We start from the raw sequence: 14,457 nt of genomic DNA on the forward strand, positions 1-14,457 counted from the left end.
CTCCATGGACGGCCGTAGGTTCACGGCATGAAGATGAAGAGCGCGCGTATCCACGCGTTCGGCGATGCGTCCGTGATCCGCTACGACGACGTTCCGCGGCCTCGACCCGAATCCGGTGAAGTGCTCGTCCGCATCGCGGCGACTTCGTTCAACCCCACCGAGGTCGCGTTGCGCGCCGGGCTGCTGCAGGTGTTCCTGCCCGTGGGCCTCCCCTACACGCTGGGGTGGGACGCCGCCGGCACGGTGGCCGAGATCGGCCCGGGGACCGAGGGCTTCGCCGTCGGCGACCGGGTCGTCGGGCGGCTGGAGGGTGCCGGCGCGGCTGCCGAGTACGTTCGGGCGCCGGGTGCACTGCTGGTCCCGGCACCGGCCTCCGTTCCTCTCACGCACGCCGCAGCCCTGCCGGTGGCGGGCCTGACGGCCTGGCAGGCGGTATTCGAGCACGGGAAGGTGGTCGCCGGCCAGCGGGTGCTGGTCAACGGTGCGGGGGGTGGGGTCGGTGGCTTCGTGACCCAGCTCGCCAAGCACGCCGGGGCCGAGGTGATCGCCACGGCCAGCGCCCGCAGCAACCAGGCAGTCCGGCGGCACGGGGCGGATGACGTGATCGACTACACCGCCGGGCCGGTCGCCACCGCGCTCGACGGTCCAGTGGACACTCTGCTGAACCTCGTACCGCTGAGCCCACACGACGCCACAGCCCTCGCCTCTGCGGTCCGGCCTGGCGGGCGGATCGTCTCGATCGCAACCCCCATCGAGCCACCCGCCGATGCCGGGGTGAGCGCGATGCACATGGTCGCCCGCAACGACGTGGTGCAGCTGGCGGCACTCGTGGAGCTTGTCGACGCAGGTGAGGTCACCCTCGACATCAGCGCGTCACACCCGCTGGCCGACCTCGCAGACGTCCACCGCCTCAGCGAAGCCGGCCGGATCCGCGGCAAGGTCGTCATCATCCCCTGACACCGACGGCCGCAACCGGTGGCCGGCTCCCGCAGCCACGACTCGGTGGGCACGTTCACGTGTACGCGGCTGAGCACTGTGGCGGGTACGCCGACAGCGGGAGCATCGCGGTCACCAGCATGACCACCGACACGTTGCTCATGCTCAACCCACAGGGGGAGATCGTGCACCGTGTCCCCGCCGGCCGAAAGCCTGCGGGCGTCGCCACCCCCTTCCGGAAGGACGACAAGGTGGTGACCTACTTCTCGAACGGGGTGACGACACGGTGACCCGGATGACCGTCGACGGGGCGGATCTGCCGACCACCCCACAACCCGCCAGTGCTACGCACCGGACTGCTCGATGACGTCGCCGCATGGCTTGACTCCTTCCTCGCTGCGGCACAGGCCGTAGCCGTCGGCACCAAGGGAGCAGCCGGCCTTCTGCAGAACTCGGTCGGCGCGCTGATCGGACTCCGCGAGGAGATCGGGGCCACCTTCCGGCGCCCCCAACTGGCACGAGCCCGGGCGGTGCGTCGGGTCGTCGAAACCATGGAGCAGATGCTTCGCACCTTCCTGGGAGCCATCAGCGCGTCATCGCCGTTTGTTGCGCAGACTCTGGCCGCCCAGGCGCAGGATCAACTCGACAGAGCCACAGAAGTCCTGGGCGAGATCAGCTGGCTGGCACGGGCAACGAGCCAGTTGGACACCGCAGCCGATCCGGAGGACGTCGCAGACGTTCTTCTCCAACAGGCGTTGATCTTCCATTCCTCCGCCGATCTGGTCGAACTCGACGCTGCGGGCCGAGACGAGCTCGAAAGTCTCCTTGGAGTTCGCGGTTCCAATGGCTGCGGCCTGACGTTCGCCATGTACGACGTCCTCGCCCGCACCGCGTGCGATCGCCAACGGTTCATACAACTTATTTTCCAGGCCTACTCGTTCTTGAACGCTCACGCGACTGGTGTTCGTGCCCTCGTGGCCGACGGCGTCCTCGAGGAGGACCTGCGGGCCGCACACCTTGAGGTGTTCGACAGCTGCACACGGATCACATCCGCCGTCCAACAAGGGCGAGTGACGCGACAAGCCGGGCGGGCCCTGATCGACACCGCGGCTGCCTTGGTGGAGGGGCCCGGCAGGGTGACTCGGCAGGCCCTCCCCGAGCACGACAAGCCCTTTGGGGCGCGGGCACCAGACAGGCAGCGGATCGGCCGCCCCGGCACGGCGGCCGCCAGCAGCAGAGCAGCCCGTCCAGCCGCACGTTACCGCAGGTCAGCGCACCCGTCCGCGCGACTTCAGCGGGATGTCGGGCAGCGCCGGAGCGGGCAGTCGGCCGCCGTCGTAGCCGTGCACTTCACCGAACCGGGAACCCTTCTCCCAGTCGTTTCGTGCTTGTGCGATCTCCTCGCCGGATCGGCCGATGAAGTTCCACCACATGACGATCTTCTCGTCGAAGGGTTCCCCGCCGAGGAAGAGGACGGCCGCGTCGGTGCGGGCGTGGAGGGGGAGGTGGGGGCGGCCGCAGCCGAGGTAGAGCATGGAGCCGGGTTCGACGGGGACGCCGTCGACGTCGAGGCGGCCGGACATGGCGAGCACGGCGTACTCGAAGTCGGGGACGAGGGGGAGCCGGAGGTCCGTGCCCTCGGCGAGGGCGAGGTCGGCGCCGACCAGGGGGGTGTGGGTGGTGCCGGGCGAGGTGGCGGTGTCGAGCGTGCCGAGGATGACGGTGGCGCGCAGGCCGGGGGCGGTGACCACGGGCAGGTCGGGGTGGTGTTCGAAGGCGGGGGCGGTGTGCCGGTGGGCGTCCGGGAGGGCGACCCAGAGCTGGGCGCCGTGCAGGTGGCGGGCGTGCGGGCGCGGCGACTCCTCGGAGTGGGAGATCGCGCGGCCGGAGGTCATCAGGCCCAGTTCGTACGGCCGGACTGTCTGCAGGCTGCCGAGGCTGTCGCGGTGCAGCACTTCGCCCTGGTGGAGCCAGCTGACCGTCTGCAGGCCCATGTGCGGGTGCGGCGGGACCTGCATGCCGGGTTCGTCGGCGATGTCGTCGGGCCCGTAGTGGTCGACGAAGCACCAGGCGCCGACCATTCGGCGGCCGAGGTTGGGGAGCAGTCGGCGGACCACCGTGCTTCCGCCCAGCTGTACTTGACGGGCCGTCAGGAGATCTCGGACCGGTCCGGTGCTGGCCTCGCGACCGCAGGCGGTCGGGGTGGGCTTGAGGTCGAGGTTGCTCATCGCGGTTCCACCACCGTACGAGGAAGGCCGGGCGGAGAGGGGTCCGTCGTCACCGATCATCCATCACGGTCCGAGGTTCCTCCACTCACGCCCGGCCATCCGACGGCCGTCCGACCCCGAGCCGCTCCCGCCGGGGCGCAGCGCCTCAGTGCCGGCAGGACCACCAGGCGTCCGCCGAGGTCCGGTCGGCGAGGTCGCGCAGGTTGCGGACCGCCTCCGCCGGGTCCTCCGCCCCGTACACGGCGGAGCCGGCCACGAACACGTCCGCGCCCGCCTCGGCGCAGCGCTCGATGGTGCTCGCGGCGACGCCGCCGTCCACCTGCAGCCACAGCTCCAGGTCGTGCTTGGCGATCAGCTCCCGGGTGCGGCGGATCTTCGGCAGCATGATGTCCAGGAACGCCTGGCCGCCGAAGCCGGGCTCGACGGTCATGATGAGCACCATGTCGAGTTCGGGCAGCAGGTCCTCGTACGGCTCGATCGGGGTGCCGGGCTTGAGCGCCATCGAGGCCCGGGCGCCCTTGGCGCGGATCTCGCGGGCGAGCCGGACGGGCGCGGCGGCGGCCTCGACGTGGAAGGTGACGGAGCCCGCGCCGGCCTCGACGTACTGGGGGGCCCAGCGGTCCGGGTCCTCGATCATCAGGTGGAGGTCGAGCGGGGTGCCGGTGGCGCGGGCGAGCGACTCGACCACCGGGACGCCCAGGGTCAGGTTGGGCACGAAGTGGTTGTCCATGACGTCCACGTGCAGCCAGTCGGCACCCCGGACGGCCTCGGCCTCGTCGGCGAGCCGGGCGAAGTCCGCGGACAGGATGCTGGGGTTGATCTGGGCCATGACCGACTACCTTCACATGAGGGCTGGGGGGCTCCCCGGGTACGGGCGCCTCGCCCCATCATCTCGTGCCGTGCGACCGCCGACCGCACGCGCGACCCCCGCGTGACCGTCATCACACCCCGTCCGGGGTTACCGGGGCCGTCACCGTGGTCATCAGCCCTTGAAGCGGTCCTCGTACCCGCCGCAGCGGTCCGGGCCACGGACCGTCACGGCGCCCGCCGGGCCGTCCCGACCAGCCGAGCTCCCGCTCCCACCCGGAGCTCCGTCCGAGGAAGGTCCCTCGATGGCCGATCTCGTCCACCCCGCCCGCGCCCTGTGGTGGCTCTTCGAGCCGGTGCACGCCGTCACCTACTTCCTGCCCGAGGGCCGCGCCGCCTTCGAGGAGGCCGGGCTGCACGGCCGACTGCACAGCTACTTCGCGAGCCGCTCGGCCCCGCTCGGCGCGGTGGACGCGGCACCGGTGGTCGCCGCGTTCTTCAGCTTCTCCCCGACGATGGTCGAACGCGCCCTGCCGGAGGTGTGGTCGCACGCGAGCCCGGAGGAGGCACTGGCCGCCCGGCTGAAGGGCTCGGCGGCGACGCTGGCCCGGCTGCTGGAGCACGTGGACCGGGCGCAGGTCGAGCTGGTGGCGGAGACCCTGGAGCAGGCCGCGTCCCGGCTGGACTGCGCGGGCCGGGTGCTGGCCGCCGCGAACGCCGGGCTGCCCCGGCCGAGCGGCGTGTACGAGCGGCTCTGGCAGGCCGCGACCGTGATGCGCGAGCACCGCGGGGACGGTCACGTGGCCGCGCTGGTGGCGGCCGGGCTGGACGGCTGCGAGGCACTGGTGGTCCGCTGCGCGATGGACGTGCGGCGCGAGGCGCTGCAGCCGCTGCGTGGGTGGACGGACGCCGAGTGGGAGGCAGCCGCGGAGCGCCTGGTCGAGCGCGGCTGGCTGACCGCCGGGGGCGCGATCACCGAGCTCGGCCGGATCCGTCACCAGGCCCTGGAGGCCGCCACCGATCTGGCCGCCGCCCGGGTGTGGGAGGACTATCCGCGCGCCGAACTCGACCGGCTGGCGGCGGCGCTGAAGCCGATGTCGGCGCTGTGTCGCAGCGAGTTGCCGGTCAACCCGGTGGGTCTGCCGGACAATCCGTAGCGCCGCCGGGGCCCTGCGGCGCCCGGCCCGCACGACCCGCACGACCCGACGCCCTACGGCGTGCGGCCCGTGGCGACCTGCGGCTCGCGGCGCTCGGGCGGGCCGAGCACGACCCCCCGCCCGGCGTAGAAGGCCCCGAACGACCGCCACGGCACGCGCGCGAAGGACTGCGACTCCCCCGGGAAACCGGACGGGTTGTGGATCAGCAGCGCCGTGTCCGTGGCGCCCACCGCCAGCACCAGGTGGCCGCCGGGCCGCACCGGTTCCGGCCCGCCCGGCTCCCGGATCGACGGGTGCACCGACACCATCACCAACCGCCCGCCGGCCACCTCGGCCGACACTTCCTCGGGCGTCAACTCCCGTGCCCGCGCGGCCAGTCCCCACCGCCGCCGGACGTAGTCGGCGAACGGCGCGTGGATCAGCCCGTGCAGGCTCTCACCGTCCCGCACGTACGCGCCGGCCGCCACGCACTCGCCCGCCAGCGCCATCGCCGTCGGCGTCACGCCCCACCAGTGCTCCAACGCCATCCGCAGGCAGGCCACCCCGCACAGCCGCCACGACCACCACGCGTACTCCTCCGGGCCGACCGCCCCGGACTGCCCCCAGCGCGGGTCGGCGGCCGCGTTCAACCGCCCGTCGACGATCTCCCGCACCAGCTCCGGGGACTCCCACTGCGCCCGGTACGGCACCTCGTGCACCACCCGCACCGGCCGCGCGGCGCTGCCCTGATCCACCATCCCCCGACGCTCTCACGCCGGGCGGCCCGACCGACTCACGACACTCCCTGAGTACCCGTACTCAGGCGGCCGACCTGCGGGTTCTCCTAACGTGATCACGCCGCCGACGAGAAGCGACACAGGACTGGGAGCGACCCAGGCCGGGAGCGACCCAGGCTGGGAGCAACGCAGGACTGGGAGCGGCACGGGACGCGGGAGGAATCATGAAGAGGACGGCGCTGGGCGTAATCGGCGGGGTGGCGGTGGTGCTGGGGATCGCGTTCGTGATCCCGTTCGTGGTCTGGATGGTGATGGCCGCCCAGCTTCAGTCCGAGATCGATCACGGCACCGGTTCGCCCGTCGGCGCCACCTACGCGCCCGCCGCGCCGTCCCCGACGGCCACGTCCCCGTCCCGCTTCCCGGCGCCGCCGGCGTCTCCCGCGCCGCCGGTCTCGCTCGACCGGTAGGCCAGCCGCTGGGCCGCGTGGCGTCCGCGCTCCTCGACCGGGAGCGCACCGGTGGCGCCGGCCAGGCCGAACGGCGGCATGTCGAAGTAGATCGACTCGTAGCCGCCCTCCGGCACGATGTACGTCTCGTGCCAGAGCCCGACGTGCCCGCGGGCCTTGCCCTCCCGCAGCTTGCGGTTGGCGATGCCCCACACGGTGTGGTGGAAGCCGTCCGGCGCGCTCGCGTAGCCGTACAGCTTCTCCTTCGACTCCCAGTACTGGACGACGTAGTAGGTGCGCGGCGAGGCGGTGAGCAGGATGCGGCCGAGGAGGCCGCGTTCGCGGCCGCGCGCGGAGCCGCGGCGCAGCTCGTACAGCATCCGGAACATCGCGAACATCACCGGGCCCCAGTGGTGCACGGCCCAGAACCGGTTGATCCGCATGCCGATGAGCAGCACCACGGTGTCGCCGGTGACGGCGGCGGTGGTGTAGCCCGGCAGCGGTTTGGCGAACATCGAGCGGACGAACCCGCTCCCCGTCGAATCCGTGGACATCCCGGCCTCCCCACGGCTGACCGCGGGTGCCCCCGCACCGGAACCCGCATCCATGTAAGCGGTGATTACATCAGCGTGCGATGACCCGGTCAAGGCTCGCCGCAGCCACAATTCGACTACTGCACAAGCCGGTTGGCGATCCCTTGGCCGAAGGTGTCGAGCACCTGCGCGGCCACCTCCTCCGCCTTCCCGGCCGGCAGGTACCCGTCCACGATCATCTGCGCCAGCCCGTACACCAGGGCCTGCCCGGCCAGGCCGACCAGCGCCGGATCCCCTGGGCGCAACCGGCCCGCCTCCTGGTCCGCGACGATCAGGTCCGTGAACGCCCGGTCGATCCCCTCCAGTTGCTCCCGCAGCTCGGGCTCCCGCGAGGCCGCGAACACCCGCGAACGCACCAGCTCGAACCGCCGCGGATGGTGCAGCGCGTACCGGACGCAGCCCAGGCCGATCGTCCGCATCACCGACCGGCCGTCCGCACCGGCGGCCGCCACCTGCGCCTCCTGCCAGCTCACGAAGTCCGCCAGCACCCGGTCCGCCAGCGCGGTCAACAGCGCCTGCCGGCCGGCGAAGTGCCGGAACGGCGCGCCCGCGGACACCCCCGCCCGCCGCGCCACCTCCCGGACGCTCACCCTCTCCTGCCCCTGCTCGTCCAGCACCTCGAACGCCGCGGCCACCAGCGCCTCCGGCAACGCCCCGTGGTGGTACGCCCCCCGGCCCCTCGTCTCGCTCATGCCTGCCTTGCTACCACAGCCGGAGCGGGCCGGTCCCCGCACCGGCCGTCCGGCCCAGGCCCAGGCCCAGCAGCCGGGCCGGGGCCTGACCACGGGGGCCGCGCCGCCTACCAGGCGTAGTCCTCCGGGGCGGGCTGGTGGCCCGGGAAGAGTTCGTCGAGGCGGTCGAGGGTCTTCTGGTCGAGCCGGAGGTCGAGCGCGGCGAGGGCCGCGTCGAGGTGGGCCGGGGTGCGGGGGCCGATGATCGGGGCCGTGACGGCGGGTCGGGAGAGCAGCCAGGCGAGGGCGAGGTCCGCGGGGTCGGTGCCGAGTTCGTCGGCGAAGTCCTCGTAGGCCTGGAGGCGGTCGCGGTGCTTGTCGAGGAGTTCGCTCGCGTAGCCCATGGCGCTGCGGCCGCGCGTGCCCTCGCGCTCCTTGCGCAGGACGCCGCCGAGCAGGCCGCTGCGCAGCGGGGACCACGGGATGAGCCCGAGGCCGTAGTGCTGGAGTGCGGGGACGACCTCCAGTTCGATCGTGCGGTCGAGCAGGTTGTAGAGCGACTGTTCGCTGACCAGGCCGAGGAAGTGGCGGGAGCGGGCCGCCTCCTGGGCCTGGGCGATGTGCCAGCCGGCGAAGTTGCTGGAGCCCACGTAGACGATCTTGCCCTGGGCGACCAGGACCTCCATCGCCTGCCAGATCTCCTCCCAGGGCGTCGCCCGGTCGATGTGGTGCATCTGGTAGAGGTCGATGTGGTCGGTCTGCAGCCGGCGCAGGCTGGCTTCGACGGCCTTGCGGATGGCGAGCGCGGAGAGCTTGCCGTCGTTGGGCCAGTCGCCCATCTCGGCGTAGGCCTTGGTGGCGAGGACGGTGCGCTCGCGACGGCCGCCACCGCGGGCGAACCAGCGTCCGATGATCTCCTCGGTGCGGCCCTTGAGGTTGCCCTCGCTGTCGCGGCCGTAGGCGTTGGCGGTGTCGAAGAAGTTGATGCCGCGTTCGTGGGCGGTGTCCATGAGGCGGTGGGCGTCGGCCTCTTCGGTGTGCGGGCCGAAGTTCATGGTGCCGAGGCAGAGGCGGGAGACGGTCAGGCCGGTGCGGCCGAGGTGGGTGTACTCCATGGCGCCCCACCCAAGACCACACCGGCCGCCCTGTCCAGCACATTGCGCGGGCGCGCCGGAGTGCCCTGCTCAGCGCCCGTGCGTGGCGAACTTCCGTACGGCGAGCGGCATGCAGAGCGCGAGCAGCACGGCGCTCCAGAGCAGTGCGGCGAGCACGGCGTGCTGCACGGGCCAGGCGGAACCGGGTGCCGAGGGGTTGCCGAACAGCTCCCGGCAGGCCTGGACGACGGAGCTGATCGGGTTCCAGTCGGCGACGAAGCGCAGCCAGCCGGGCATGCCGAGGGTCGGCACGTAGGCGTTGGTGATCATCGCCACCGGGAAGACCACGACGGAGAGTTGACCGGCGGCCTCCTCCTTGCCGACGGCCAGGCCGAGCAGCGTGCCGAGCCAGGTCATCACGAACCGGAAGAGCAGGAGCAGTGCGAACGCCCCGGCCGCGTCGGCGAGTCCATGCCGGGCGCGCCAGCCGGCCGCGAGGCCGACCAGGGCCAGCAGCGCCAGCACGACCACGCTGACCAGCAGGTCGGCGAGGGTCTGCCCGAGCAGCAGGCCGGTGCGGGAGACCGGCATGGAACGCAGCCGGTCGGTGACCCCGCGCCCGACGTCGCGGGCGGCGCCGACCATGGTGGGCATGACGCCGTTGGTGGCGACCATGGCGAACAGCCCGGGCATCAGGAACTCCCGGTAGTCACCGCCGCCCGGCACCTGCATGGCACTGCCGAAGACGTAGCCGAAGACCACCACCATGACCACCGGGACGCCCAGCGAGGCGGCCAACAGGCCCGGCGAGTGGCGGTAGTTGAGCAGGATGCGGAGCATCGACGTCCAGGTGCCGGAAACCAGCCGGCCGACGGTGGACGGGCGCGGTGCCACGGACCCGATGGCGGCCATCAGGCGGCCCGTCCGGCCTCGGCGGACACCGCGACACCGGCGGACCCCACGGAACCGGCAGGTTCCGCGACCCCGGCAGGTTCCGCGACCCCGGCGGACCCTCCGGGCGCACCGGAGCCTCCGACGGGACGGTCGGTCAGCGCCAGGAAGACGTCGTCCAGCGACGGCGCCCGCACCGCGACGTCCTCCGCGACGACCCCGGCACCGTCCAACTCCCGCACCAGCGAGGGCAGCAGGACGGAAGCGCCCGGCGCCGTCAGCACCGTGACGGTCCGCTCGGCGACGTCCACCCGCGCGTCACCTCCCGTCATCGCCGACAGCACGACGGCGGTGGAGGCGAGTTGCCGCGGATCGGCCAGGGTGACGGAGACCTGGCTGCCGATCGCCGCCTTGAGCCGGTCCGGCGGTCCGGTGGCGATGGCGGCGCCGTGGTCGACGACCACGATGTGGTCGGCGAGCCGGTCGGCTTCCTCCAGGTACTGGGTGGTGAGCAGCACCGTGGTGCCGTCGTCCGCCAACTCCTTGACGGTGTCCCAGATCTCCTGCCTGCTGCGCGGGTCGAGCCCGGTGGTCGGCTCGTCCAGGAAGAGCACGGGCGGGCTGGTGACCAGGCTGGCGATGAGGTCGAGGCGCCGCCGCATGCCGCCGGAGTAGGTGCGCACCAGCCGGTCGGCGGCTTCGTCGAGCCCGAAGCGGGTCAGCAGTTCGTCGGCGCGCGCCCGGGCCCGGCGGGCGCCGAGGCGGTGCAGCCGGCCGAGCAGGTGGAGGTTGTCGCGGCCGGTGATGCCCTCGTCGACGGCGGCGTGCTGCCCGGCGAGCCCGATGGCGCGGCGGACGTCCTCGGCGGCGCGGACGACGTCGTGTCCGGCGACCCGGGCGACGCCGCGGTCGGGGGCGACCAGGGTGGCGAGCACGCGGACGGCGGTGGTCTTGCCGGCGCCGTTGGGGCCGAGGAGGCCGCAGACGGTGCCGGCCGGGACGGTGAGGTCGAGGCCGCGCAGGGCCTCGGTGGCGCCGAAGCGCTTCTCCACGCCCGCCATCTCGATGGCGGGCCGGGTGGTGCCGGACATGACTCTGCCCTTCTCTAGGTACAGCGTACGTAGAAGCGTGTGCGGACGCCACCCTACTACGTACGGCGTACGTATCTAAGATGGGAGGGCGAGGTGATCTTCCAGTGCCGTCCAGCAAGCCCACGCCGTCCAGCACGGCCGCGTCCGACCAGGCAGGGCCCGTGACCGACAGTCCCGCGACCGGCGGGCCCGCGACCGGCGGGCCCGCGACCGACAGTTCCGCGACCGACAGTTCCGCGACCGCCGGGCCGGAGCCCCACTGGCCCGCGACCGGCAGCCCCGGGCCGGCCAAGCCCACGCCCCCCGAGGCCCCCGAACTGATCTGGCTGCGCCCCGAACGCACCGGCCGCGGCCCGCGCCCGGCCCACAGCCGCGACTCGATCGCGGCCGCGGCCATCGGGATCGCCGACGCCGAGGGCTTGGACGCGGTCTCCATGCGCCGAGTCGCGGCCGTGCTCGGCGCGGGCACCATGTCGCTCTACAACTACGTGCCGAAGAAAGAGCACCTGCTCGACCTGATGCTCGACGCGGTCGCCGGCGAGTACCGGCTGCCGGCCGCGCCGAGCGGCGACGTCCGGGCCGACCTCGCCGACCTCGCCCACCAGCAGCTCGGCATCTCCCGCCGCCACCCCTGGCTGCCCACGCTGCTGCTGGCCCGACCCAGCATCGGCCCCAACGCGCTGCGCTACACCGACCACTTCCTGGCCGTCACCGCCCCCACCGGCCTGGGCGGCGGGGCCCGGATGGAGGCGATGGCGCTGTTCAACGGGTTCATCACCCAGTTCGCACAGTACGAACAGACGGCCGCCGCGGGCGCCAAGTGGCAGGCCGAGCTGATCGGTTACCTCGGCCGGGCGGCGGCCGGCGGCGAATTCCCGCACCTGGCACAGGCGTTCGCGACCGCCGGCCCGCCCGCCGACCCGGACAAGGCCTTCGACCGCACGCTGGACCGGGTGGTCTCCGCCATCCTCGCCCCCACGAGCGATATCTGACGTTGCGTCAGTCCGCGAACGCCTCCCCCGACAGCACCCCGGCCACCCGGCCGTCCACCAGCACCAGGACGGCCGGGTGGCCGCCCCCGGCCGCCCGGCCCGCCAGCGCCGCCCGCGCCTCGGCCACCGACTGCCCGACGCCCACCGTCGGCAGCGCCGGCCCCACCAGCGCGCCCAGTGGATCGTCCGGCTTGGCGGCGCCCTCCGCGAGCGCCGCCGTCAGCGCCTCCCGCGACACCGAGCCCATCAGCTCCGTCGCACTCACCCCGAACGGGCGCGCCGCCCGCGCCAGCGCCACCGGCGCCACACCGCCCGGCGCAGCCCGCAGCGCCTCCACCGCCTCGCCGACGGTCGCGTCCGCGGGGACCGCCACCAGCGGATCCGCCGCCTCCAGCGCCGCCCGGACCGCCGTCTCCCCCGGCTCCTCCAGGAAGCCCCACTCCCGCATCCAGGTGTCGCTGTGCACCTTGGACAGGTACGAGCGCCCCGAGTCCGGCAGCAGCACGACCACCAGGTCGTCCGGGCCCAGCCGCCGCGCCACCCGCAGCGCCGCCGCCACCGCGGTGCCCGAGGACGGGCCGGCCAGGATGCCCTCCTCCCGGGCGAGCCGGCGTGCCGTCAGCAGCGACTCCCGGTCCGGGATCCGCTCGAAGGAGTCGACCACCTCCGAGCGGTAGGCCTGCGGCCGGCGGTCCTCGATCGTCCCGGGGTGCAGGAAGTGCCCGATGCTCTCCACGAACCACGGGCTGCCGTCCCCGCCCCCGTACGAGGAGGACTCCGGATCCGCGCCGACCACGGTCACCGCACCGCCGGACGCCTGCTTCAGGTACCCGCCGGTGCCGGTGACGGTGCCGCCGGTGCCGACGCCGGCGACGAAGTGGGTCACCCGGCCACCGGTCTGCTCCCAGATCTCGGGGCCGGTGGTCCGGACATGGGCGTCAGGATTGGCCAGGTTGTCGTACTGGTTCGCGAGCCAGGCGCCGGGGACCTCCTCGGCGAGCCGACGGGCCACGTTGAACAGGTGCGCCGGATCCTCCCGCGGCACGGCGGTCGTGGCGAGCACCACCTCGGCGCCGTACGCCCGCAGGATGTCCGACTTCTCGGGCGCCGACCGGTCCGACACCCCCGCGATCACCCGGTACCCGCGCTGCCGCCCGACGATGGCCAGACCGATGCCGGTATTGCCGGAGGTCGCCTCGACGATCGTCCCGCCCGGCTCCAGCAGACCGTCCCGCTCGGCGGCCAGGATCATCGAGAGCGCGGCGCGGTCCTTGACACTGCCGCCGATGTTCAGGAACTCGGCCTTGGCGTAGACCGGCGCGGCGATACCGGCGCCGAGCCGGGCGAGGCGGAACAGCGGCGTCCCGCCGATCGCGTCGAGGACGGATTCGTGCACTGCGGTCATCCTGGGCTCCTTCATCCGGGCCGTCCCGGCCTTCCCTGTCATTCGCGCCGTCCGTGCCGCCCCGGCCACCCGACCGTTCGGCTGCCCGGGTCGTGCGGGCCGCCCCGGGCATCCGGTGCGGCGTGGACGGACGTACCGACCGAGCCTTCCCACACCCGCGCCCCGCTAGGCCCGGTCCGGCCGAGCCGTCCCGACGGGCACCTCCCCCACCCGACGTGCGCCGACCCCACCCGGGGCCGTTTCCCCCGCCCGGGGGAGACGGCCCCTCCTCGTGCAGGACGGCAACCCTGGCCGCCCCCGGCAGGCTTGGGGCACCGAAAGCCCCACGGAGCACCCGAGGACCGGACATGACCCGACGCCGACTGCACGCCGTCACCCTGGCGGGCGCGCTCGCCCTGCCGTACATCGCGCTGAAGTCGTACTGGGCGGCGGGCGGCCGCGCCGGACTGGCCGACGGCTACCGGATGGTGGACGACTTCCGGCGCAACGGCGCACCCGCCGCGCTGATCCGGCTGGAGCAGCACGGCGTCGACTTCACCGCCGTCCTGGCGCTGGCGGGCGTCGCGCTCGCGCTCGTCCTGGCCCGGCGCCCACCGGCCCGCACCCTGCCCCGCCGCCTGCTGCTCGTCCCCGCCTGGGCGGGCACCCTGTTGGTCCCCTACGGGCTGCTCACCGCCCTGCTGGGTGCGAACGGCGGCCACGCCGCGGGCGGCGACCCGATCACCGGCTGGGTCGTCCCGGCCGGGGCCGCCGCCTTCGTCGGTATCGGAACGGCCCTGGGGGTCGCGGCGTGGTCGCACCGCCCGTCGAGCACGAACTGACGACAGGTCACCATCCCTGCGGGTGTCGCGACAACCAACCGGCGTACCGCGCCTTCAGCCGATCGCGCTCCGCCGTCGTGGCCAGGAACACGTCCGCGCCGCCGTCGTACGGGTGGTGGATGCGCCGCAGGTCGGTGTCCGTGATGATGACGCCGGCCACCTCCTCGTCGGCAACCTGGCGCAGCAGACCGTCCAGGCAACCGCGCTGCCACGGGAGCTGCTCGACGTAGGCGTGACCGTAGGTGCGGAACGCCGGGTCGGGATCGTCGGTCTGCAGCCAGGTCCGCCAGTGGGTCGCTCCCGGGCGCGCGGCGGGGGCGGGCGGATCGGAGGTCCACGCCGGAATGATGACGTACAGCTCCGCGCCGCCGAACAGCTCGTCCAGCACCGTGTTGTGGCGCTCCAGCACGATCGCGTACTCGCGCTCGTCGCCGGGGTAGCGCTTGGAGTCGGGCAGGCCGTGGAAGCGCACCCAGACGTCCCGCCCCCGCTCGTCCAGCTCGTGTCCGACCGGCAGGCTCCCCGGCCACCGTCGCTCCCAGCGCCCGGTCAACGCCTCCAGGTCCACCGCGACCCCCGCCACCCGTCCTCCTCCTCCGATCACCGGGA

16 protein-coding genes are annotated in these 14,457 nt (G+C 73.3%); 5 read left to right on the forward strand and 11 right to left on the reverse strand.

Going from position 1 to position 14,457, the window contains the following annotated elements; genetic code table 11:
- Positions 1–27 precede the first annotated feature (27 nt).
- Positions 28–957, forward strand: a complete 930-nt coding sequence (locus AB0D10_RS28780) for an NADP-dependent oxidoreductase (RefSeq protein ID WP_360261864.1) — start codon at positions 28–30, stop codon at positions 955–957.
- A gap of 119 nt (positions 958–1,076) precedes the next feature.
- On the forward strand, positions 1,077–1,226 hold the full coding sequence (locus tag AB0D10_RS28785) for a hypothetical protein (protein WP_360261865.1): 150 nt from the start codon (positions 1,077–1,079) through the stop codon (positions 1,224–1,226).
- Positions 1,227–1,529: 303 nt separating this feature from the next.
- Here the strand turns inward: AB0D10_RS28785 and AB0D10_RS28790 are convergent, their stop codons facing one another.
- From AB0D10_RS28790 to rpe, 3 genes are all read right to left on the reverse strand, one after another.
- Positions 1,530–1,889: a hypothetical protein gene (locus tag AB0D10_RS28790; RefSeq protein WP_360261866.1), complete on the reverse strand. Its 360-nt coding sequence runs from the start codon at positions 1,887–1,889 to the stop codon at positions 1,530–1,532.
- A 315-nt stretch (positions 1,890–2,204) separates the two neighbouring features.
- The gene (locus tag AB0D10_RS28795) at positions 2,205–3,164 is read right to left on the reverse strand and encodes a pirin family protein (RefSeq protein ID WP_360261867.1); all 960 of its coding nucleotides are present in this window, start codon (positions 3,162–3,164) and stop codon (positions 2,205–2,207) included.
- 145 nt (positions 3,165–3,309) lie between these two features.
- Positions 3,310–3,993: a ribulose-phosphate 3-epimerase gene (gene rpe / locus AB0D10_RS28800; RefSeq protein ID WP_360261868.1), complete on the reverse strand. Its 684-nt coding sequence runs from the start codon at positions 3,991–3,993 to the stop codon at positions 3,310–3,312.
- A 283-nt stretch (positions 3,994–4,276) separates the two neighbouring features.
- Here rpe and AB0D10_RS28805 point away from each other — a divergent pair, with 283 nt between their 5' ends.
- Complete coding sequence (locus tag AB0D10_RS28805; RefSeq protein ID WP_360261869.1) at positions 4,277–5,128, forward strand: hypothetical protein; 852 nt, start codon at positions 4,277–4,279, stop codon at positions 5,126–5,128.
- Between the two features lie 53 nt (positions 5,129–5,181).
- Here the strand turns inward: AB0D10_RS28805 and AB0D10_RS28810 are convergent, their stop codons facing one another.
- From AB0D10_RS28810 to AB0D10_RS28835, 6 genes are all read right to left on the reverse strand, one after another.
- Positions 5,182–5,865: a C39 family peptidase gene (locus tag AB0D10_RS28810; protein ID WP_360261870.1), complete on the reverse strand. Its 684-nt coding sequence runs from the start codon at positions 5,863–5,865 to the stop codon at positions 5,182–5,184.
- Positions 5,866–6,214: 349 nt separating this feature from the next.
- A complete protein-coding gene (locus tag AB0D10_RS28815; protein WP_360261929.1) occupies positions 6,215–6,805 on the reverse strand; it encodes a DUF4188 domain-containing protein in 591 nt (196 codons plus the stop codon).
- A 155-nt stretch (positions 6,806–6,960) separates the two neighbouring features.
- Positions 6,961–7,575, reverse strand: coding sequence for a TetR/AcrR family transcriptional regulator (locus tag AB0D10_RS28820; protein ID WP_360261871.1), 615 nt, complete (start codon positions 7,573–7,575; stop codon positions 6,961–6,963).
- Between the two features lie 107 nt (positions 7,576–7,682).
- Entirely contained in the window at positions 7,683–8,669 is a 987-nt protein-coding gene (locus AB0D10_RS28825) for an aldo/keto reductase (protein WP_360261872.1), read from the reverse strand.
- Between the two features lie 69 nt (positions 8,670–8,738).
- Entirely contained in the window at positions 8,739–9,542 is an 804-nt protein-coding gene (locus AB0D10_RS28830; protein WP_360261873.1) for an ABC transporter permease, read from the reverse strand.
- A 17-nt stretch (positions 9,543–9,559) separates the two neighbouring features.
- The gene (locus tag AB0D10_RS28835; protein WP_360261874.1) at positions 9,560–10,630 is read right to left on the reverse strand and encodes an ATP-binding cassette domain-containing protein; all 1,071 of its coding nucleotides are present in this window, start codon (positions 10,628–10,630) and stop codon (positions 9,560–9,562) included.
- Between the two features lie 161 nt (positions 10,631–10,791).
- Here AB0D10_RS28835 and AB0D10_RS28840 point away from each other — a divergent pair, with 161 nt between their 5' ends.
- Positions 10,792–11,622 (forward strand): TetR/AcrR family transcriptional regulator C-terminal domain-containing protein, encoded by an 831-nt coding sequence (locus tag AB0D10_RS28840; RefSeq protein ID WP_360261875.1) that lies wholly within the window; start codon positions 10,792–10,794, stop codon positions 11,620–11,622.
- Positions 11,623–11,629: 7 nt separating this feature from the next.
- Here AB0D10_RS28840 and AB0D10_RS28845 read toward each other — a convergent pair whose 3' ends face one another.
- On the reverse strand, positions 11,630–13,027 hold the full coding sequence (locus tag AB0D10_RS28845; RefSeq protein WP_360261876.1) for a pyridoxal-phosphate dependent enzyme: 1,398 nt from the start codon (positions 13,025–13,027) through the stop codon (positions 11,630–11,632).
- A gap of 347 nt (positions 13,028–13,374) precedes the next feature.
- Between AB0D10_RS28845 and AB0D10_RS28850 the strand changes: the two genes are divergently transcribed.
- Positions 13,375–13,848 carry a hypothetical protein gene (locus AB0D10_RS28850; RefSeq protein ID WP_360261877.1) on the forward strand — a complete coding sequence of 158 codons (474 nt, stop codon included), beginning with the start codon at positions 13,375–13,377 and terminating at the stop codon, positions 13,846–13,848.
- 7 nt (positions 13,849–13,855) lie between these two features.
- Here the strand turns inward: AB0D10_RS28850 and AB0D10_RS28855 are convergent, their stop codons facing one another.
- Positions 13,856–14,431, reverse strand: coding sequence for a hypothetical protein (locus AB0D10_RS28855; protein WP_360261878.1), 576 nt, complete (start codon positions 14,429–14,431; stop codon positions 13,856–13,858).
- Between the last annotated feature and the right edge of the window lie 26 nt (positions 14,432–14,457).

The organism is Kitasatospora sp. NPDC048545 (genome assembly GCF_040651155.1).
Lineage (GTDB): Bacteria > Actinomycetota > Actinomycetes > Streptomycetales > Streptomycetaceae > Kitasatospora.